The organism is Variovorax sp. SPNA7, from assembly GCF_033807855.1.
GTDB lineage: Bacteria > Pseudomonadota > Gammaproteobacteria > Burkholderiales > Burkholderiaceae_C > Variovorax > Variovorax beijingensis.
In genome coordinates this window covers 4,273,655-4,292,362 of the sequence record NZ_CP138513.1, presented here as the reverse complement: position 1 = coordinate 4,292,362, position 18,708 = coordinate 4,273,655, and the positions used below count along the sequence as shown (strand labels likewise).

Below are 18,708 nucleotides of genomic sequence, written 5' to 3'. Positions count from 1 at the left end.
TGCCCGTGAAATCACTGTAGGAATTGCGCCGCCCGCGCACATGAGCGGTGCGTCCCTTCTGCGGGGAGACAAGCGTCCCGCCCGCGCGCGCCGCAACCATGACAAAGCGCCTGCCGGCCGGGCTGCCTCTTGTCCTACAGGCAAGGCGCGGCCCAGCCGCGAGGATCGGGAGCATGAGCAAATCGAAATCGATCTTTGCGTGGGTGAGCGCGGCCGCGTGCTGCGCAGCCGCCACCGCCGCGATGGCGGAGCCGGTGAAAGTGCCCCTGGACAGCGACGACAAGGGCACCATCTACGTGGCACCCAACGTCAATTCCACCGAAACCTCGGCCTACACCAAGGGTGCGACCGTCGGCGTGCAGCGGCCCGACGGCAGCGGGAGCTACATCGGCACCGACACCTCCACGCCGCGGCCCACCTACTCGCTGGGCGCGAGCACGGGCGGCAACGTGTCGCTCACGGGCGGCGTGCTGACGGATGGCAAGAGCAACAACGGCGTGAAGGCCGGTGTGACCATCAAGTACTGATCAGCTACCGGTCTTCTTCAGCAGATGTTCAGACGAAGGTGCCGTACACGATGAAGCCGTCGTGCGTGGCCACCTTGTCATAGAGCGCGCGCCCGGCGATGTTGGTCGTGTGCGTCTGCCAGTAGACGCGGTGTGCGCCCACGCGTTTCACATGCGCGTACACGCCTTCGACCAGTTGCCGCCCCACGCCGCGCCCGCGCTCCGACGGCAGCGTGAACAGGTCCTGCAGGTAGCAGTTCGGCTCGATGCGCGTGGTGCTGCGGTGAAAGAGATAGTGGGTGAGGCCCACCAACTGGCCGTCGCGCTCGGCCACCAGCGCGTGCACCGGCTCGTAGGCATCGAAGAAGCGCTGCCAGGTGACCTGCGTGATCTCGTCGGGCAGGGCCGTGGGGCCCTCGCGCTGGTAGAAGGCGTTGTAGCCGTCCCACAGCGGCTTCCATGCCATGTAGTCGTCGGGCGTCGGAGGGCGGATCAGGAGCGAAGAAGTCGTCATGCGTCGATGGCCTGCACGTTGAAAACATGCGATTGCAACACGGCCCGGCTCAACGCGCGAAGAAATGCTCCAGTGCCTGCGTGGGCAATCGATGCCGCAGGCCGATGGCGACCACGCCGGCGCGCGCCTCCCGCGGCGGCTGGGCCTTGCGCAGCGAGCCATGGCGGCCGGCGAACTGGATCTCGGACCATTCGTCGCCGTTCGTGCCATGCCCGGTGCGCAGCAGACCCTTGAGCCGCAGCACGCCCGGCGGCATGTCGCGCAGCCACGCGCGCAGCAGTTCGGCGGGAATGGCGGCCGCGGGCTGTGCGCTCCAGGTCTGGAACATCGCGCCGTGGTCGGGGGCGTGGTGCTGGCCGTGATCGTGGCCGTGTCCGCACCCGCCCGCGCAAAGCCCGCGGCCCGCGGCCGGCAGCGGCAGGCCCGACAGCAGCGCGAGCGGCACCGCCGACTGGGTGGCTTCGATGCGCGGCGTGCCGGGCGCGGTGGCCTCGGCCCACGCGTTCGCTTGCGCGAGCGCGGCGGCGCCTGCGAGATCGGCCTTGTTGAGCACCACGAGATCGGCGGACTTCAACTGCCGAACCAGCGTGTCCGCCAGCAGCACGTCGCGCGATTGCTGCGCCACCGCGGCCGCATCGACCAGCACGATCACGCCCTCCAGGCTCAGCTCCGGCGCGGCCATGGCGATCTGCGCAATGCGCCACGGATCCGAAACGCCGCTGGCCTCGATCACCACCGCGTCGAAGGGCGTGGCCGACTCGATGACCTGCACCAGCGCGCGGCCCAGGTCGTCGCCGATCTGGCAGCAGACGCAGCCGTTGGTCAGGGCCAGCGTCTCGCCGTGCGTGGCGGCGATCAGTTCGGCATCGATGTTGAGCGCGCCGAAGTCGTTGACCAGCGCCGCGATGCGCAGGCCCTGTGCCTCGCGCAGCCAGCGGTTAAGCAGCGTGGTCTTGCCCGCGCCCAGGAAGCCGCCGATGACGGTGAGCGGCAGGCGCCTGGTCTCTTGCGTCACGCCGTGCTCAATTTCTTTGCGCCTCGAACACGCGGCCCGACAGCACCGTGCCCCAGACGCGCGCATCCTTCAGCGCCATCGGGTTCATCTCGAGCGGATCGTCTTCCAGCACGCAGAAGTCGGCGCGCTTGCCGCATTCGATGCTGCCGATCTCGCCGTCGAGCTTCAGCGTCCAGGCCGCGCCGAGCGTGATGGCATGCAGCGCCTGCGGCACCGTGATGCGCTCCGATTCGCCGAGCAGCCGGCCCTTGGGCGTGATGCGGTTCACGGCGCACCAGGCGGTGAAGAGCGGCCCGAGCGGCGTGACCGGCGCATCGGAATGGATGGCCAGCGGCACGCCGGCCGCCAGCGCGCTGCCGCAGGCGTCGAGCCGGTTCGCGCGGTCGGGGCCCATGGTCATCTCGTAGTGCTGGTCGCCCCAGTACCAGATGTGGTTGGCGAACAGGTTCGCGCTGAGGCCGAGCGATGCCATGCGCCGGAACAGCGGCGCGTCGATCATCTGGCCGTGCTGCAGCGTGTGGCGGTGATCAAGGCGCGGCGCGCGCGCCAGCACGCGCTCGATGGCGTCGATGGCCACCTCGCTCGCCTCGTCGCCGTTGGTGTGCGTGTGGATGGTGAGCCCCGCGCGGTGATAGGTCTCGAAGTCGGCTTCGTACTGCGCGGGTGCCGTCACCCAGATGCCGTTGGGCGCGCCGTTGAAATGCCCCGGCCAGCGCAGCCGCGCCGAGAAGCCCTGGATCGAACCGTCGAGCATCATCTTCACGAGGCCGTAGCGCAGCCGGTCGGTGCTGCGCGGCACCAGCGCCCTCACATGCTCGGCGCCCTGCGCCGCGCCGTGCGTGCCGTGAAAGGCCTGGAACGCCGGCAGGATGCGCACGCCAAAGCCTTCGTCGCGCGTCGCGCTCTCGAGCACGCCGCAGTCTTCGTCGCTGAGCTTGTTGACGAGGTCGGTCGCGGTCGTCACGCCCTGCATGCAGGCCAGGCGCGCGAAGGAGCGCACGCCGGCCTCGGTCATCGGCGCGAGCAGGCCGGCATTGCCGATCCTGCGCAGCACCAGGAACATCGCGGCCGGCTCCTGCAGCTCGCCGGTGGGCTCGCCCGACATCTCGCCGGCAGCGAACTTGACCACGCCCTCGACCTCGTTGTCGCGCGTGATGCCGGCGATGCGCAGCATGGCGCTGTTGACGTTCATCAGGTGCCCGTTGGCGTGGCCGATGACCACCGGCCGCGTGGCGCTGGCGCGGTCGACGTGCGCCACCGTCATGCGCTCGCCGCCGAAGTAGATGGGGTCGAAGCCCCAGGCGATCAGCGGCTCGGTGTCGGGAATGCCGTCGGCCGCCATCTGCGCGGCCACTTCGCGAAGGCGCGCCACCACCTCGTCCATCGAGCGCAGGCCGCTCCAGACCTTGCCTTCGGGGTCGCGTCGGTCGAACCAGCCGAGGTACGTCCAGTCCCACATGCTGCCTTCCTTCAGGTGGCAGTGGCCCTCGACCAGGCCCGGCATCAGCACCTTGCCGGCAAAGCGCTCGTCGAGCGTGAACGCGCCCCAGGCCTGCATGTCGGCGAGCGTGCCCACGGCGAGCACGCGGCCGCTGCGCACCGCCACGTGCGTGGCGTGCGGCTGCATCGGGTTCATCGTGATGATCCTGCGCGCGGGGTAGACGGTGGTGGTGGGCGTGCTCATGGCAGTTCAGGCATCGAAAGAGGAGGAAGGGCCACGCCGTCGGCGATGTCGACGCGCCTGCAGCGTACCCAATGATCGGGCGCCACTTCGCGCAGCGGCGGCAGCTCGGCCGCACAGGCCGGCTCGGCCACCGGGCAGCGGCCGGCAAAGCGGCAGCCGGGCGGCGGGTTGATCGGGCTCGGCGGATCGCCCGAGAGCTTGATGCGGCCGGCGGCGCGGCGGCGGCCGCCGCCCACGGTGGGCACGGCCGACATCAGCGCCACGCTGTAGGGGTGCAGCGGCCGCGCGAAGAAGCTGCGCCGCGGGGCGCGCTCCACGATCTGGCCGAGGTACATCACGGCGATGTCGTCGCAGATGTGCTCCACCACCGCCATGTCGTGCGAGATGAAGAGGTAGGTCAGCCCCAGTTCGCGCTGCAGCCGCACCAGCAGGTTCAGTATCTGCGCGCGTATCGCAATGTCCAGCGCCGACACCGGCTCGTCGCACACCACCAGCTCCGGGTTGGTGGCCAGCGCGCGCGCAATGTTGATGCGCTGGCGTTGCCCACCCGAGAACTGGTGCGGGAACAGGTGCTGCTGCTCGGGCCGCAGGCCCACTGCCTCGAACAGCTCGGCCACGCGGCGCGTGCGCTCCTCGGGCGTGCCCACCTGCATCAGCTCGAGCGGGGCGCGCACCGTGGCACCGGCGCGCTCGCGCGGATTCAGCGAGGAGAACGGGTCCTGGAAAATGATCTGCATGCGCGTGCGCGCCCGGCGCAGCGCCTCGCCCTGCAGCGCGCCCAGGTCGGTGTCGCCCAGCCGCATGCGGCCCGAGGTGACGGGCGAAAGCCGCATCACCGCGAGCGCGGTCGTGGTCTTGCCCGAGCCCGATTCGCCCACCACCGCCAGCGTGGTGCCGCGCCGGATCTCGAAGGAGACGCCGTCCACCGCCTTCACCACTTCCGCGGGCTTGCCCCAGCGCGCCTTGCCGCGCGCGAAGTGCACCTTGAGATCGTCGACCGAGAGCAGCGTGTCGGTCTTGCCGATGAATGTCATGCCGCCTCCTTCATGCGCGCCTGCGGCACCTCGGCATGCAGCCAGCAGGCGGCGCCGTGCGGTGCGCCTGCGCCTTCGCCTGCTGCAGCGCCTTCGAGCGCGAACATCGGCGGTACCTCCGCGGCGCAGCGCGCCATCGCATGCGGGCAGCGCTCGCGGAATGCGCAGCCCCGGCCCAGCTCCCAGATCGACGGCACCACGCCCGCGATCTCGGCCAGTTCCGGCCGCGCGCCGTCGCCGAAGGCCGCGCTGCTGCCGAGTTCGGGCAGGCAGTCGATCAGGCCGCGCGTGTAGGGATGGCCCGGCTGCGAAAGCACCTGTTCGGTGCTGCCCTGTTCGATCACGCGGCCCGCATACATCACCATCACGCGGTCGGCCATTTCGGCGACCGCGCCCATGTCGTGCGTGATGAGCATGATGGCCGTGCCTTTCTCGCGCTGCAGCTCGCGCAGCAGGTCGAAGATCTGGGCCTGCACCGTCACGTCGAGCGCGGTGGTGGGCTCGTCGGCAATCAGTATGTCGGGCCGGCAGGCCAGCGCCATGGCAATCATCACGCGCTGGCGCATGCCGCCCGAGAGCTGGTGCGGATATTCGTCGACGCGCCGCTCCGGCGCCGGAATGCCCACCTGCCGCAGCATCTCGATGGCGCGCTCGCGGGCCGCCTGGGCGTTCATGCCCGCATGCAGCCGCAGCGATTCGCCGATCTGGTCGCCCACGGTGAACACCGGGTTCAGCGAGGTCATCGGCTCCTGGAAGATCATCGAGATGCGGTTGCCGCGCACCTCGCGCATGCGGGCGTCGCTGGCCTGCACCAGGTCTTCGCCCTGGAACATCACGCGCCCTGCGCTGATGCGGCCCGGCGGCGAGGGAACGAGCCGCAGCAGCGCGAGCGCCGTCATGCTCTTGCCGCAGCCCGATTCGCCGACCACGCAGAGCGTCTCGCCGCTGCGGATCTCGAAGTCGACGCCGTTGAGCACCAGCGCCTGGCCGCGGCGGGTCTTGAATTCGACGTGCAGGTCCTGCACGCGCAGCAGGGGGTCGCCGCTCATCATCGCTCCCTCAGCTTGGGGTTGAGGGCATCGTTGAGCCCGTCGCCGATCAGGCTCACGGCCAGCACGGTGATGAAGATCGCCGCGCCCGGAAAGGCCACCGCCCACCAGCACGACAGCACGTACTGCCGGCTGGAGCCGATCATCAGCCCCCAGCTCATCTGGTTGGGGTCGCCCAGGCCAAGGAACGACAGCCCCGCCTCGAACAGGACCGCCGCGCCGATGGCCAGCGTGGCCGACACCACCAGCGGCGGCAGCGCGTTGGGAAGGATCACCTTCCAGATGATGCGGGCGTCGCGTGCGCCGATGGCGCGCTCGGCGCGCACGAACTCCAGGCCGCGGTACTTCATGAATTCGGCGCGCGTGAGCCGCGCGGTGCCGGTCCAGCTCACGATGCCGATGGCCAGCGTGACCGTCACCAGCGTGGGCGAGAACAGCGTGACCACCACCATTGCGAACAGCAGCGCGGGCAGCACCTGGAAGAACTCCGTCACCTTCATCAGCGCTGCGTCGACCTTGCCGCCGTAGTAGCCCGCGAAGGCGCCCAGCGTGATGCCGATCAGCACCGACAGCAGCGCGGCCACCGCGCCCACCAGCAGCGTGGCGCGCCCGCCGTAGATCAGCGTGGTGAGCACGTCGCGGCCGAGGTAGTCGGTGCCGAGCCAGGCCTCCTCGCTGAACGGCGGCGTGAGCGGCGCGGCCTTGATCTCGAAGGGGTCGGCCGGATGGAGCCAGGGCCCGGCGATGGCCACCGCCAGCATGGCGAGCAGCATCGCCATGCCCGCAATGGCCGCGGGATTGCGCAGGAACATGCGCATCGCCTCCACGCCCGGGTGCTCGACGCGCAGGGCCGGCTTCGCGGGCGAGGCAGGTGCAGCAGGTGCGGCGGAAGCGGATGGCATCGTTGCAAGCTTGTTCATGAGGCCTTGATCCGCGGATCGATGAAGCGATAGCACAGGTCGGTGAGCTGGTTCATCACCACCACCACCACCGATGAAAAGAGCAGCACGCCGAGGATGGTCGGGTAGTCGCGCCGCAGCACCGATTCAAAGGCCAGCCGGCCGAGGCCAGGCCAGTTGAACACCGTCTCCACCAGGATCGCGCCGGCCAGCACGTTGCCGAACTGCAGGCCCAGCACCGTGACCACCGGCAGCAGTGCATTGCGCAGCGCATGCTTGTAGAGCACCACGCGGTCGGCCAGGCCCTTGGCACGCGCGGTGCGGATGAAGTCGGAGCCCAGCACGTCGAGCATCGACGAGCGCGCGAGCCGGCTGTACTGCGCCAGGTACACCAGGCTCAGCGTGAGCGTGGGCAGCACCAGGTGATGCGCCACGTCGAGCACGTCCTTGAGCCCGCCGCCGGTCGAGTCGATGGAGCGCATGCCCGCCACCGGAAGAATCGGGAACACGGAGGCCAGCAGGATCACCAGCATGATCCCGAGCCAGAACACGGGCGCCGCAAAGCCCACCAGCGACAGCACCGTGATGAACTGCGACAGCCAGCCGTTCGGCTTGCGCGACGACAGCACGCCCAGCGCAGTGCCGGCAAAGAAGGCCAGCAGCACCGAGCTCAGCACCAGCAGCAGCGTGGCCGGCACGCGCTCGGCGATCATGCTCGTCACGGGCAGGTTGAAGAAGTACGAGTAGCCCAGGTCGCCCTGCGCCACCTTGCCCAGGTACACGCCCAGCTGCACCGGCAGCGGTTCGTCGAGCCCGTACTGCGTGCGCAGCTGCGCCATCAGCTCGGGCGACATGCCGCCGCTGGCGCCGGCAATGGTTTCCACCGGGTCGCCCGGCGCCGCGTGCACCAGCACGAAATTCAGCACCACCACCGCGAGCACCAGGCCCAGGGCCTGGAGCAGCCGCGAGGCGGCATAGCGCAATGTGCCCATGTCGTGCCGCCTTACTTGAGGTAGACCTCGTCCAGTGGCGACAGCGGCCCCCAGATGCTGGCCGGCACGTTGCCCACCTTCTTGCTGGTGATGGTGTGGTAGGGCACCTGGTTGATGAACTCGATCGGCAGCTCGTCGGTCACGATCTTCTGGAAGGTGGCGTAGTAGGCCTTGCGCTGGGTCGGGTCGGCCAGGCTGCCGGCGGTGTTCAGGAGCTCGTCGACCTTCGGGTTGGCATAGGACTGCGTGTTGGTCCAGACGATCGGCTTGATGTTGGTCGACAGGTAGGTGCGGTGCACGCCGATGATCGGATCGCCCCAGTTGAACACCAGGTCCATCGACATGTCGAAGTCGTGCGAGGCCAGCCGCTTGGCCCAGGCCGGGAAGTCGGCCGAGGCGCGCACCTCCACCGCGATGCCCACCTTCTTGAGTTGGCCGCGGATGTATTCGGCCACGTTCTTCTGCTGGTCGTCGGCACCGGGCAGGTAGTCGATGGTGAGCTTGAAGCGCTCGCCGTTGGCACCGGCCTTGTAGCCCGCGGCGTCGAGCATCTCGGCGGCCTTCTTGAGATCGAGCGGATAGCGCACCAGGTCGGGCACCGCGAAGGGGCTGCTCGCCACCAGCGGGCCGTCGGACACCGTGGCAAAGCCGCCCATCAGCGCCTTGGCGATGAAGTTCTTGTCGATGGCCGCGGCAATGGCCTTGCGCACCTGCACGTCAGAGAGCGGCTTCTTCGCGGTGTTGAAGGCCAGCCAGTTGAGCGCGCCGATGCCGTCGTAGCCCTTGGACGTGAGCGACACCTTCGGGTCATTGGCGAAGCGCTTGAGATCGGTGGGCAGCGTGGCGAAGGGCAGCATCTGCACATCGCCGCGTTCCAGCCCGAGCACCAGGCTGGCCATGTCGGGCGTGACGTTGACGATCACCTTGTCCAGGTACGGCTTGCCGGGCAGGAAGAACTTGTCGAAGCGCTCCAGCACGATGCGCTGTGCCGGCTTGAACTCGGTCAGCCGGAACGGGCCCGAGCCGACCACGTCGGTGGTGTTGCGCGGATGGTTCTTCAGCTCCTGCCCGTCGCCGTAGATGTGCTTGGGAAGAATGGGGCACAGCGCGGGCGACATCGCCAGCACGATGGCCGGGTGCGGCACGCTCATGCGGATGACGGCGGTGTGTGGGTCGGGCGTGTCCACCTTGTCGACCGGGCCGAGCATGGTGGTGAACGGATGGTTGGCCTTGATGGCCATGATCGAGAAGGCCACGTCGGCCGAGGTGACCGGCTTGCCGTCGTGGAACACCGCATTCTTGCGCAGGTTGAGCGTGAGCGACTTGCCGTCCTCCGACAGCTTCCATGTTTCAGCAAGGTAGGGCTGCGGGTTCCACTTGTCGTCGAAGCGCAGCGGGCTCGCGAAGATCTGCGTGGAAGGCAGCGCGGTGGCAATGCCCGATTGCACCGCGCCGTTCAGGTGCCGCGGCGTCTGCGTGCTGCCGATGACCAGCGTGCCGCCGCGCCTGGGCTCCTCGGCGGCGGAGGCGGGCAGCGCAAGCAGCGTGCTCGCGGTCATCAGCGCGGCCGAGAGCAGGGTGGCGCGGCGCGTAAGGCGGAGAAGGGGCATGGCAGGACCTCTGGAGTTCGACACAGGGCAGGCGGACGGATCGATTCGGCCGGTGGGCCTTGCGCTCGAAGATAGGCGCTTGGCCCCTGCACGCGAAGAGCCAGCCGCGCGCGACCTGCAGGGCCAGAAGCCACGGGTTTGCCCCGTTGTGTAGCGGTGCGATGCGCCACTTCGGTGAATGCGCACCGCGCGCGCACAAGCTCGCGGCCCCATCGGCCGGCCGCTGCTCCCTACTTCTCGTCGCGCAGCCAATACCACTTGTAGAGCATGCGCTGGCCGATGCGCCGGAACGGCGCGAAGGCGCGCGATTCCACCAGCCCCATCACATTGGGAAACGGCAGCGCGGACTTGTAGATGGGAAGCTCGAACACGTCCTTGCCCGTGTCCTTGCCGGCCACGCGCTCGGCCAGCCGCTTGCCGGCCCAGGTCGAGAAGGACACGCCGTTGCCGCCGTAGCCCACGGCATACCAGATCTTCCTGTCCGGCTCGGGCTGCGTGATGCGCGGCATCATGTCGTGGCTCATGTCGACCCAGCCCCACCACGAGTAGTCGATGCGGATGCCCGCGAGCGGCGGGAACTTGCGCGCGATGGCATCGGTGAGCAGCTTCAGGTGCACCGGATGCTCGGCATCGGCGCCGCTCACCGAACTGCGGCTGCCGATCTGCAGCCGGTTGCCCTTGAGCAGCCGGTAGTAGAAGCGCAGCGTGCGCGTGTCGGTCAGGAAGGTCAGCGACCTGAAGTTGGTGGCCTGCAGCTCGGCCTCGGTGAGCGGCCGCGTGACCACCGAGTTGGAGAGGATCGGCATGATGCGGTTCTTCAGCAGCGGGCTCAGTGCCTGCCCGGTGTAGCCGCCGGTGCACACCGCCACGCGGCGCGCGCGCACCACGCCGCCGGGCGTCTGCAGGTGGTGCACGCCGTCGATGGTCTGCCAGCCCTGCACGGGGCTCGAGGTGTGCACCTTCACGCCCAGCGCACGGGCCTTGCGCATCAGGCCGAAGGTGAACTTCAGCGGGTGGATGCCCACGCCTTCGGGCTCGAACATGGCGCCGGCGGCCTCGCGCTCGTCGCAGTAGTCGCGCCGCACCTCTTCGGCCGTCAGCATGCGCGTGGCGTAGCCGAACTGCTCGCGCATCACGCGCGACTCGGCTTCGAGCACCGCGAGCTTTTCGGGCCGGTGCGCCAGATAGAGATGGCCGCCGTCGAAGGCGTCGCAGTCGATCTGCGTCGTGAGCTGCTTGAAGTTCTCGAAGCCGCCGCGGATCTCGGCGTCGAGCCGCCTGGCGGTGTCCAGGCCCCAGCGCTGGATCCACTGCGAGCGCTTGAGCCGGCCACTGGCGTTCTGACCCTGGCCGCCGCTGCGGCTGGAGCAGCCCCACGACGCCTGGTTGGCCTCGAGCACCGTGGCCTGGATGCCGTGCTCCTGTGCCAGGTAAAGCGCGGTCGACATGCCGGTGGCGCCCGAGCCGATGATGGCCACGTCGACATCGATGTCGCGCACGAGCGGGCCGTCGTCCTCGGGCGGCGTGCCGGCGCTGGCCACCCACCAGGTGGGCGCGTAGGCGCGGCCGGCGCCGGGGTCGGATGCGACCAGCGGGTCGTAGCGCGGGTCGTAGGGCCGGCTCGGGGGCTGCGGCTGCGGTTGCGGGGCGGAGAAGGAGGCGGTGCCGGACAGGGTCATGATGCGGAGGCTCCGGTACGGCGGGCCTAGCGGGCCGCCGGCAGGTTGGGGCGGGCCTTGCGGAACACGTTCTTCAGGTGGATCTTTCCGCCCCTGAAGGTGAAGACGTCGATGCCATCGGTCTCGATGCGGCTGCCGTCGGAAGCGGTGCCCGTGAAGGTCCACTGCGAGGTGCCGAAATCGCCGTGCACGAAATGCCGGCCGTTGATCCATTGCGCATCGGGCACCGCCTGCCATGCCGCCGCGAAGGCCTGGCGCACCGCCTCGGTGCCCACGTGGCGGGTGCCGCAGGCGTCGGGACCGGCGGCGGTCTGGAAGATGCAGTCGGCGGTCATGAAGCCCATCAGCGCGTCGATGTCGTGGCGGTTCCAGGCGTCGCTGAACGCGGCGAGGGTGTCGGTGGTCACGGAAGTGGAGGAAGGCATTGCGGTCACGCGGAAACTCCGGAAATTGATGCGGCAAGCGTAGGCAGCCGCCTGCCGGCGCGATAGGGCCAGTTGGGAAGATTCGACCGAGCCAGAGCACCACGAACCGTGTGCGCTGCCCTAAACTGCGGCGCACCATGCCCCCGAATCCGCGAGCCACCCAGTGGGCGCAGCTCTTCGCGCTGCCCGATCAACCGGCGCTGCCGCTGCAGGCCCGTCTGCGCGCCGCCGTGGTGCAGGCCATTCTTGAAGAACACCTGTCGCCCGGCGCGCCGCTGCCTTCGTCGCGCGAGCTTGCAGCCCTGCTGGGACTGAGCCGCAACACCGTGACCTCGGCCTACCTGCAACTGATCGACGAAGGCTTTCTGGAAGCACGTCCGCGCAGCGGCGTGTTCGTGGCGCACGATGCCCGTCCGCTGTCAGCCGTGCACGCCGAGCCGCTGGTGGGCCGCAGCGGCCAGGCGAGCCAGCCGCCCGACTGGTCGAATCGCGTGCTGCGTTCGCTGGTCGACAAGCCCACGCTGTCGAAGCCCGACCGGTGGCGCGACTATCCGTACCCTTTTGTCTACGGCAACTACGACCCGCAGCTGTTTCCCACCGAAGACTTCCGCGAGTGCTGCGCCCGCAGCCTGGCGCGATCGCAGCTGCCGCACTGGACGCCGGATTTCGAGACCGACGACGTGCCCGACCTGATCGAGCAGATCCGCACGCGCCTCTTGCCCAAGCGCGGGGTATTTGCGCTCAAGGAAGAGATCCTGGTGACGATGGGCGCGCAGCATGCCTACTACCTGCTGGCGGAGGCGCTGTTCGACGAGCGGACGCGCGTGGGGCTGGAGGAGCCGGGCCATCCGCATGCGCGCAACAGCTTCTCGCTGCGGCAGCCGAAGTGGGTGGAGGTGGATGTCGATGAAGACGGGCTGGTGGTCGATGCGCTGCCGGCGGCAGACTACCTGTTCGTGACGCCCTCGCACCAAAGCCCCACCACCGCGACGCTGAGCCTCGAACGCCGGCAGTGGCTGCTGCGCAAGGCCGAGCTGCAGGACTTCGTGATCATCGAGGACGACTACGAGGCCGAGAACCTGTACGAAGGCACGCCCATGCCCGCGCTCAAGAGCCTGGACAAGACGGGGCGGGTGATCTACGTGGGGTCGGTGTCGAAGAGTTTGTCGCCGGCCTTGCGGCTGGGCTTCATCGTGGCGCCGCGTGCGTTGATCAAGGAACTGCGCGTGATCCGGCATGCGATGGTGCGGCATCCGAGCGCCTTCCTGCAGCATGCCTATGCACTGTTTCTCTCGCTGGGGCACCACGAGTCGCATGCGCGGCGGGTGAACCATGCAATGCAGGAACGCCTTGCGCTGGCCGCGCAGGCGCTGCGCGAGCACCTGCCCGATTTCGAGTTCCGGCTGCCTTCGGGCGGAGCTTCGATCTGGGTGCAGGCGCCGACGTGGGTGGATGCGACGGAGCTGTCGTTGATGGCACGCAGCCATGGGGTGCTGATCGAGGCGGGCGACGTGTTCTTTGCGAAGCCGCCTTATCCGTGTCCGTTCTTTCGGCTGCGGTTGTCGTCTATTGCGGCTTCGCAGATTCCGGCTGGGATTCAGGCCTTGGGGATGGCTGTTGAGGAGTTGGCGTTGGCTCGAGGGGAGGTTAGGGCGCATTGAGGTCGGGGGCCGGGTCTCGCCCCGGCGGGCGACCTACTTTTCTTTGCTTCGCCAAAGAAAAGTAGGCAAAAGAAAGGCGACCCCACTGTCTGCGACCCTTCGCTTCGCTGCGGGCAACCTGCGGTGCTCGCGTTTCGCGGGGTCTCGCAGAACTCGCTTCGCTCAAACAGCTGCGAGCCCTGATCCGCGAAACGCTGCGCTCCTCGGCGCATACAGAGGGGAGGGCAAACCACACGGGCCTTTGCTTCGCTCGGCCACCAGGCCACCGCGGCGCATAGCGCCGCGGTGGTTGGTATTGAGTTGGGCTTTTGGTATTGGGGCCGAGCGAGAGCGAAGGCTGCCCGCTCCCACCCCTTCTGTATGCGCCGAGGAGCGCAGATGGAGGCGGGATCAGGGCCGCAGCTGTTTGAGCGAAGCGAGTTCTGCGGACCCCCGCCGGAATCGAGCACCGCAGGTTGCCCGCAGCGAAGCGGAGGGACGCAGACAGTAGGGGTCGCCTTTCTTTGCTTACTTTCTTTGGCGAAGCAAAGAAAGTGAGTCGCCCGCCGGGGCGAGACCCGGCCCCGGAAAACAAGAAAACGCACCTCCCCCGTGCACACCAAACAGCCACCGCACCAGAACAAGGGTATTCACGGACAGGCTGGCTCCATACCCACCCCGGTGCTGGTACTTCCTGGCTGGATGCGATGAGTGCAAAGTCGCTGCGAGATTCACCTACCGGAGAAACCCGATGACCATGTCCCGCCGTCTCCCCCTGCAACTCGCCGTGCTGGCCACCACGCTGGCAGCCCTGTGCGGCACTGCTTCCGCACAGCAGGCCAAGGAACTCACCTTCGCCCACCAGGACATGCTGGTCCCCCTGCGCCTCGTCATGGAATCGGGCGAGGTCGAAAAGGCCACCGGCTACAAGATCAACTGGCGCATGTTCTCCGGCGGCGGCGACGTGATCCGGGCCATGGCGTCGGGCGACGTGCAGATGGGCGAGACCGGCTCCAGCCCGCTCACGGCCGCGGCCAGCCAGGGGCAGGACATCAAGCTGTTCTGGATCTCGGCCGACATCGCCAACGCCGAGGCGCTCATTGCGCGCAATGCCTCGGGCATCAACAGCATGAAGGACCTGGCCGGCAAGAAGGTGGCCACGCCGTTTGTCTCGACCGCGCACTACCAGCTCATGGCCGGCATGAAGATGGACGGCGTCGACCCCAGGAGCGTCAACGTGATGAACATGCGCCCGCCCGAGATCGCGGCGGCCTGGGAGCGCGGCGACATCGACGCCACCTTCATCTGGGATCCGGTGCTCTCCAAGATCAAGGGCACGGGCAAGACCATCGCCACCTCGGGCAGCATCGGCAAGCGCGGCGCGCCCACCTTCGAGGGCATCGTGGTCAACGCCAAGTGGGCCGCGGCCAACGAGCCGTTCATGATCGCCTTCGTGAAGGCGCTCAACCGCGCGAACGAGGAATACAAGGCCAGCGGCAAGAGCTGGACGCCCGATTCGCCGCAGACCAAGGCGATGGCCAAATGGACCAAGGCCGATCCAAAGGACGTGTCGGCGGCGATGTCGCTCTACACCTTCCCGACCATGGCCGAGCAGGTCTCGCCCACGTGGCTGGGCGGCGGCGCGGCCAAGGCGATGGCGGGCACGGCGGCGTTCCTGAAGGAGCAGGGCCGGGTGCAGGAGGTCAAGCCCGACTACAGCGCCTTCGTGACCACGGCCTACGTCGAGAAAGCCATGGGGAAGTAAGCCGCATGCCCACGCTCGACATCCGCGACCTCACGGTCAACTACGCCGTCAAGGGCGGCACGCTGCAGGCGCTGGCGCCGGTCAACCTCACGATGCGCGACGGCGATTTCGTCGTGGCGCTCGGCGCCTCGGGCTGCGGCAAGACCACGCTCCTCAACAGCATTGCGGGCTTCCTGCCGCCTTCCACCGGCCAGATCCTGCTCGACGGCAAACCCGTGGTCGGCCCCGGCGCCGATCGCGGCGTGGTGTTCCAGAAGCATGCGCTGATGCCCTGGCTCAACGTGCGCGACAACGTGGCGCTGGGCCTGCGCCTGGCCGGCGCCGGCAAGGCCGAGCGCGACCGCGTCGCGGAAGAAAAGCTCGGGCTGGTCGGCCTGCAGCAGTACGCGGACCGCGCGGTGTACGAACTCTCGGGCGGCATGCAGCAGCGCGTGGGCATTGCGCGCGCGCTGGCCAGCGACCCGGCCGTGCTGCTCATGGACGAGCCCATGGGCGCGCTCGACGCATTCACGCGCGAACAGGTGCAGGAGATCCTGCTCAAGGCCTGGTCCAAGTCGAACAAGATGGTGTTCTTCATCACCCATTCGGTCGAGGAGGCGCTGTTCCTGGCCACGCGGCTGATCGTGATGAGCCCGAGCCCGGGACGCATCTCGCACGTGTACGACGAGGTTCCGTTCTCGCGCCAGTTCCTGTCGCATGGCGACTCGCGCAAGGTGAAGTCGGAGCCCGAATTCATCCGCATGCGCGAAGAGGTTCTTTCGATCATTCATCATCGCGAGGCTGCACATGCCTGAGGCCACCATCGCAACGCCTGTCGCCATGACACCGCCCTCCAAGCCCGCCGCACCGCCGCCTCCACCGGCCGGCGCCAAGCTCAAGACCAGCGCCTTCAAGGTGCCGGGCGAGGGCTCGAGCGTGGCGATCAGCGTGGTCACGGTGGCAGCGCTGGTCGCGCTGTGGTTCCTGGTGACCAACATGGGCTGGGTCAAGCCGCTGTTCCTGCCGACGCCGCAGGCGGTGTTCCAGCAGTTCTACGAATACCTCACGGGGCAGGCCAACGACAAGCCGCTGTGGCAGCACTTCCTCGCGAGCATGTTCCGCGTGTTCTCGGCCTTCCTGCTGGCCTGCGCCACGGCCATCCCGGTGGGCATTGCGATGGGCATGAGCCGCTTCTGGCGCGGCATCTTCGATCCGCCGCTGGAGTTCTACCGGCCGCTGCCGCCGCTGGCCTACCTGCCGCTGATCATCATCTGGTTCGGCATCGACGAGCTGCCCAAGGTGCTGCTGATCTTTTTGAGCTGCTTCGCGCCGCTGGCGCTGGCCGCGCGCTCGGGCATGCGCAGCGCCTCGCAGGAGCAGATCAACGCCGCGTATTCGATGGGCGCCAGCTACATGCAGGTGATCCGGCACGTCATATTGCCGTCGGCGCTGCCCGACATCCTGGTGGGCATGCGCATTGCCATCGGCTTCGGCTGGACCACGCTGGTGGCGGCCGAGATGGTGGCGGCCAACATGGGCCTGGGCCAGATGGTGCTGAACGCGTCGAACTTCCTGCGCACCGACATCGTCATCATGGGCATCATCGTGATCGGCGTGGTGGCCTATCTGTTCGACCTGCTGATGCGGTGGCTCGAGCGGCGCCTGGTACCGTGGAAAGGGCGCATGTAGCAGCAGGAGCAACAGAAGAAGAAGGAGAAGCCAGCACCTGCAATGCGGGCGGCAGCGGCGGCATCGCGGGCGGGTTGCCGTGCCGGGCCATCGACTGCTCCAGAAAGTCGAGCATGGTGCGCATCGCGGCGCTGTTGTGGCGGCGCTGCGAGTAGGCGGCGTACAGCCAGTGGTCGCTCGGCATGTGCTCGCGCAGCACCGGTACCAGCGCCCCGCGCTCCAGGTGCGACTGCGCCAGCGGCTCGGGCACGTAGGCCACGCCCGCGCCGCGCAGCGCCAGCTCGATGAGCGCAACGGCGTCGTTGGCCTCCATGCGGCTGTGCACCGGCACCTCGACCGCCTTGCCGTCGGTCTCGAAGGGCAGGTGGGTGGTGGGCTTGGCCGAGTAGGTGAGCACGTCGTGGCGGCCCAGGTCTTCGGGCACCGTGGGAATGCCGCGCCGGGCCCAGTAGGCCGGGCTCGCGCAGACCACCATGTCGAACGGCACCAGCCGGCGCACGATCAGGTTCATGTCGTCGATGCGCCCGCCGGTCAGGTGGATGTCGATGCCTTCCTCGATCAGGTCGAGGTCGTCGTTGGTGAACACCAGGCTCACGTACACGTCAGGGTAGAGCTGGATGAACTCGGCGATCACGTCGGACAGCCAGCCCGCGATCAGCCCGTGCGGCGCGCTCATGCGCAGCCGCCCCTGGGGGTGCGAGCCGTGGGCCTGCAGGTCGTTGAGCGTGTTCTCGGCCATGGCCACCAGTTCGGTGCTGCGGTCGAGCAGCACCTGGCCGGCGTCCGTCAGGCTCAGCGAACGGGTGGAACGGTTGAGCAGGCGCACGCCGCTGCGGGTTTCGAGCTCGGCCACGTAGCGGCTGACCGTGGCCTTCGACATGCCGAGCGAAATGGCCGCGCGGGAGAAGCTGCGCCGGAACGCCACTTCCCGGAATGTTTTGATGAGATCGAGGCCGTCCATGGTGGCCGCATTGTTCCAGCATCGGGGTTGGGGGCGCGGGCCGTAGGGGCATCGCCCTTTTCCCCGGTTCGCGGATGCCGGCTTCCGGCGGCGCTCGAAAGCACCCGAAGGTGTTCATCGCCGCGCACGGCGGCGGCGGTGATCGGGGCCAGGCAGCCTCAGGCGGGGGTCGCCTGCGCGGGCGCCTGCAGCGGCGGCGTGCCGGTCTTGAACATGCTTGCGAGCTGCGTGCGCAATTCCGGCGTGTCGGTATGGCCGTGCACGGCCACGGCGTGCTGGACGGCGGCTTCGAGCAGTTCGCCCTCGGTGTCGGCGGTGAGCGCGACACTGCAGTTCATCGTGCTTGGAAACTCGCGGCAGTCGATGTATTGGCGTGACATGGTGGCTCCTGGAATGTCCTTTCGGACGTGATTCGAAGGTCAGGCCGGCCGGAAGAGGGCTGGCCGGGGGCTACCCATGCAGGCGTTAAGCCGTGTTTCGTCGATGGCCATGTGTATCCCCTCCGCCGGCAGGCGGCCTGCGCGCCCCCTGCCTGCCTATACTGCTTTGGTGGTAAAGGGCCTGCGAGCATCGTGCGTCTCGATGCGTGCAGGCGCCATACGCAGCAATGCGTATGCACCGTGAAAGGGGCATGCCATGACACATCTCACGCGCAACGACCGAGCGGGCGCGCTTCGCCTGCTGGAGCAGCTGGAGTCCGGGCATTCGCCGATACGGCCTCATGGCGCCGGCAGCAATGGCCTGCGCGCAAGCCTCCGCAACGCCACCAGGGCGCCGGGCCGCAGCGAGTTCCGCCGCGCCGCGTGGCAGGCCGACCGCTACCGGCGCGCGGGGCTGGAGCATGCGGTGGCAGTGGCCTTCCTGTATGGGCTCGCCTGCCGCGCTGCGCCGCCGCTGCAAGATGTGCCGCTCCCCGATGCACCGCTGGCCGGCCTCACGCCGCGCGAGGGCGATGTCATGCACTGGCTCTCGCGCGGCAAGACCGACGCCGAGATCGCCGCTTTGCTGGAGATCAGCCCGCGCACCGTCCACAAGCACCTGGAGCATGTGTACGTGAAGCTGGGCGTCGAGACGCGCACCGCGGCAGTGGTGCGCGCGCTCGCCATGGGCAGGAGCTCCTGAGAGCCTGTCTGCGGTCTGTTGGGGGGCGCGTTGTTCAGGGCGCGCTCCCGCCGACGGGGCACCTTGCTCCGCGAATGTCCTCCGGCCTGCGGCCTCCCCCTTGATTTCGCTGCGCAAGGCACCCCATCGACGGGAGCGTTGGACA

Annotated in this window: 18 protein-coding genes; 6 read left to right on the top strand and 12 right to left on the bottom strand. The window is 68.4% G+C overall.

Annotated features, from left to right (window positions below):
• Positions 1-173 precede the first annotated feature (173 nt).
• Positions 174-527 (top strand): hypothetical protein, encoded by a 354-nt coding sequence (locus RZE77_RS20050; protein ID WP_319438943.1) that lies wholly within the window; start codon positions 174-176, stop codon positions 525-527.
• A 28-nt stretch (positions 528-555) separates the two neighbouring features.
• Here the strand turns inward: RZE77_RS20050 and RZE77_RS20045 are convergent, their stop codons facing one another.
• The 10 genes from RZE77_RS20045 to RZE77_RS20000 form a co-directional block, all read right to left on the bottom strand.
• Positions 556-1,020, bottom strand: a complete 465-nt coding sequence (locus RZE77_RS20045; RefSeq protein ID WP_319438942.1) for a GNAT family N-acetyltransferase — start codon at positions 1,018-1,020, stop codon at positions 556-558.
• Between the two features lie 49 nt (positions 1,021-1,069).
• On the bottom strand, positions 1,070-2,035 hold the full coding sequence (locus tag RZE77_RS20040) for a CobW family GTP-binding protein (RefSeq protein ID WP_319438941.1): 966 nt from the start codon (positions 2,033-2,035) through the stop codon (positions 1,070-1,072).
• Positions 2,036-2,042: 7 nt separating this feature from the next.
• Positions 2,043-3,719: an amidohydrolase gene (locus RZE77_RS20035; RefSeq protein ID WP_319438940.1), complete on the bottom strand. Its 1,677-nt coding sequence runs from the start codon at positions 3,717-3,719 to the stop codon at positions 2,043-2,045.
• The gene (locus RZE77_RS20030; RefSeq protein WP_319438939.1) at positions 3,716-4,753 is read right to left on the bottom strand and encodes an ABC transporter ATP-binding protein; all 1,038 of its coding nucleotides are present in this window, start codon (positions 4,751-4,753) and stop codon (positions 3,716-3,718) included. Before RZE77_RS20030 ends, RZE77_RS20035 begins: the two co-directional genes overlap by 4 nt.
• The gene (locus RZE77_RS20025) at positions 4,750-5,805 is read right to left on the bottom strand and encodes an ABC transporter ATP-binding protein (RefSeq protein ID WP_319438938.1); all 1,056 of its coding nucleotides are present in this window, start codon (positions 5,803-5,805) and stop codon (positions 4,750-4,752) included. Before RZE77_RS20025 ends, RZE77_RS20030 begins: the two co-directional genes overlap by 4 nt.
• On the bottom strand, positions 5,802-6,722 hold the full coding sequence (locus RZE77_RS20020) for an ABC transporter permease (RefSeq protein ID WP_319438937.1): 921 nt from the start codon (positions 6,720-6,722) through the stop codon (positions 5,802-5,804). The genes RZE77_RS20025 and RZE77_RS20020 overlap by 4 nt, the downstream gene beginning before the upstream one ends.
• Positions 6,719-7,693 carry an ABC transporter permease gene (locus RZE77_RS20015; RefSeq protein ID WP_319438936.1) on the bottom strand — a complete coding sequence of 325 codons (975 nt, stop codon included), beginning with the start codon at positions 7,691-7,693 and terminating at the stop codon, positions 6,719-6,721. Before RZE77_RS20015 ends, RZE77_RS20020 begins: the two co-directional genes overlap by 4 nt.
• A gap of 11 nt (positions 7,694-7,704) precedes the next feature.
• The gene (locus RZE77_RS20010; RefSeq protein ID WP_405546229.1) at positions 7,705-9,303 is read right to left on the bottom strand and encodes an ABC transporter substrate-binding protein; all 1,599 of its coding nucleotides are present in this window, start codon (positions 9,301-9,303) and stop codon (positions 7,705-7,707) included.
• 230 nt (positions 9,304-9,533) lie between these two features.
• The gene (locus RZE77_RS20005; RefSeq protein WP_319438935.1) at positions 9,534-10,982 is read right to left on the bottom strand and encodes an NAD(P)/FAD-dependent oxidoreductase; all 1,449 of its coding nucleotides are present in this window, start codon (positions 10,980-10,982) and stop codon (positions 9,534-9,536) included.
• A gap of 26 nt (positions 10,983-11,008) precedes the next feature.
• A complete protein-coding gene (locus RZE77_RS20000) occupies positions 11,009-11,407 on the bottom strand; it encodes a nuclear transport factor 2 family protein (protein ID WP_319442387.1) in 399 nt (132 codons plus the stop codon).
• A 137-nt stretch (positions 11,408-11,544) separates the two neighbouring features.
• On the opposite strand from RZE77_RS20000, the gene pdxR reads away from it, so the two are divergent.
• The 4 genes from pdxR to RZE77_RS19980 all read left to right on the top strand — a co-directional run bounded on the left by pdxR (position 11,545) and on the right by RZE77_RS19980 (position 16,480).
• Positions 11,545-13,068, top strand: coding sequence for a MocR-like pyridoxine biosynthesis transcription factor PdxR (gene pdxR, locus RZE77_RS19995; RefSeq protein WP_319438934.1), 1,524 nt, complete (start codon positions 11,545-11,547; stop codon positions 13,066-13,068).
• 730 nt (positions 13,069-13,798) lie between these two features.
• Positions 13,799-14,812, top strand: coding sequence for a taurine ABC transporter substrate-binding protein (gene tauA / locus RZE77_RS19990; protein WP_319427166.1), 1,014 nt, complete (start codon positions 13,799-13,801; stop codon positions 14,810-14,812).
• Between the two features lie 5 nt (positions 14,813-14,817).
• Entirely contained in the window at positions 14,818-15,606 is a 789-nt protein-coding gene (locus tag RZE77_RS19985; RefSeq protein WP_319438933.1) for a taurine ABC transporter ATP-binding protein, read from the top strand.
• The gene (locus RZE77_RS19980) at positions 15,599-16,480 is read left to right on the top strand and encodes an ABC transporter permease subunit (RefSeq protein WP_405546226.1); all 882 of its coding nucleotides are present in this window, start codon (positions 15,599-15,601) and stop codon (positions 16,478-16,480) included. Before RZE77_RS19985 ends, RZE77_RS19980 begins: the two co-directional genes overlap by 8 nt.
• Here RZE77_RS19980 and RZE77_RS19975 read toward each other — a convergent pair.
• Positions 16,392-17,441, bottom strand: coding sequence for a LysR family transcriptional regulator (locus RZE77_RS19975; protein ID WP_319438932.1), 1,050 nt, complete (start codon positions 17,439-17,441; stop codon positions 16,392-16,394). The two genes, RZE77_RS19980 and RZE77_RS19975, sit on opposite strands and share 89 nt — an antisense overlap.
• A gap of 158 nt (positions 17,442-17,599) precedes the next feature.
• On the bottom strand, positions 17,600-17,821 hold the full coding sequence (locus RZE77_RS19970) for a DUF1059 domain-containing protein (protein ID WP_319438931.1): 222 nt from the start codon (positions 17,819-17,821) through the stop codon (positions 17,600-17,602).
• A 256-nt stretch (positions 17,822-18,077) separates the two neighbouring features.
• Between RZE77_RS19970 and RZE77_RS19965 the strand changes: the two genes are divergently transcribed.
• Positions 18,078-18,563 carry a helix-turn-helix transcriptional regulator gene (locus RZE77_RS19965; protein ID WP_319438930.1) on the top strand — a complete coding sequence of 162 codons (486 nt, stop codon included), beginning with the start codon at positions 18,078-18,080 and terminating at the stop codon, positions 18,561-18,563.
• The last annotated feature ends 145 nt before the right edge of the window (positions 18,564-18,708 follow it).

Coding starts and splice junctions, on each gene's coding strand:
- RZE77_RS20015 (WP_319438936.1), bottom strand. CDS start 7,693: ATGGGCACATTGCGCTATGCCGCCTCGCGGCTGCTCCAGGCCCTGGGC.
- RZE77_RS20000 (WP_319442387.1), bottom strand. CDS start 11,407: ATGCCTTCCTCCACTTCCGTGACCACCGACACCCTCGCCGCGTTCAGC.
- RZE77_RS20045 (WP_319438942.1), bottom strand. CDS start 1,020: ATGACGACTTCTTCGCTCCTGATCCGCCCTCCGACGCCCGACGACTAC.
- tauA (WP_319427166.1), top strand. CDS start 13,799: ATGACCATGTCCCGCCGTCTCCCCCTGCAACTCGCCGTGCTGGCCACC.
- RZE77_RS20050 (WP_319438943.1), top strand. CDS start 174: ATGAGCAAATCGAAATCGATCTTTGCGTGGGTGAGCGCGGCCGCGTGC.
- RZE77_RS19975 (WP_319438932.1), bottom strand. CDS start 17,441: ATGGACGGCCTCGATCTCATCAAAACATTCCGGGAAGTGGCGTTCCGG.
- RZE77_RS20020 (WP_319438937.1), bottom strand. CDS start 6,722: ATGAACAAGCTTGCAACGATGCCATCCGCTTCCGCCGCACCTGCTGCA.
- RZE77_RS20005 (WP_319438935.1), bottom strand. CDS start 10,982: ATGACCCTGTCCGGCACCGCCTCCTTCTCCGCCCCGCAACCGCAGCCG.
- RZE77_RS20030 (WP_319438939.1), bottom strand. CDS start 4,753: ATGACATTCATCGGCAAGACCGACACGCTGCTCTCGGTCGACGATCTC.
- RZE77_RS20025 (WP_319438938.1), bottom strand. CDS start 5,805: ATGATGAGCGGCGACCCCCTGCTGCGCGTGCAGGACCTGCACGTCGAA.
- RZE77_RS19980 (WP_405546226.1), top strand. CDS start 15,599: ATGCCTGAGGCCACCATCGCAACGCCTGTCGCCATGACACCGCCCTCC.
- RZE77_RS20035 (WP_319438940.1), bottom strand. CDS start 3,719: ATGAGCACGCCCACCACCACCGTCTACCCCGCGCGCAGGATCATCACG.
- RZE77_RS19970 (WP_319438931.1), bottom strand. CDS start 17,821: ATGTCACGCCAATACATCGACTGCCGCGAGTTTCCAAGCACGATGAAC.
- RZE77_RS20010 (WP_405546229.1), bottom strand. CDS start 9,303: ATGCCCCTTCTCCGCCTTACGCGCCGCGCCACCCTGCTCTCGGCCGCG.
- pdxR (WP_319438934.1), top strand. CDS start 11,545: ATGCCCCCGAATCCGCGAGCCACCCAGTGGGCGCAGCTCTTCGCGCTG.
- RZE77_RS19965 (WP_319438930.1), top strand. CDS start 18,078: ATGACACATCTCACGCGCAACGACCGAGCGGGCGCGCTTCGCCTGCTG.
- RZE77_RS19985 (WP_319438933.1), top strand. CDS start 14,818: ATGCCCACGCTCGACATCCGCGACCTCACGGTCAACTACGCCGTCAAG.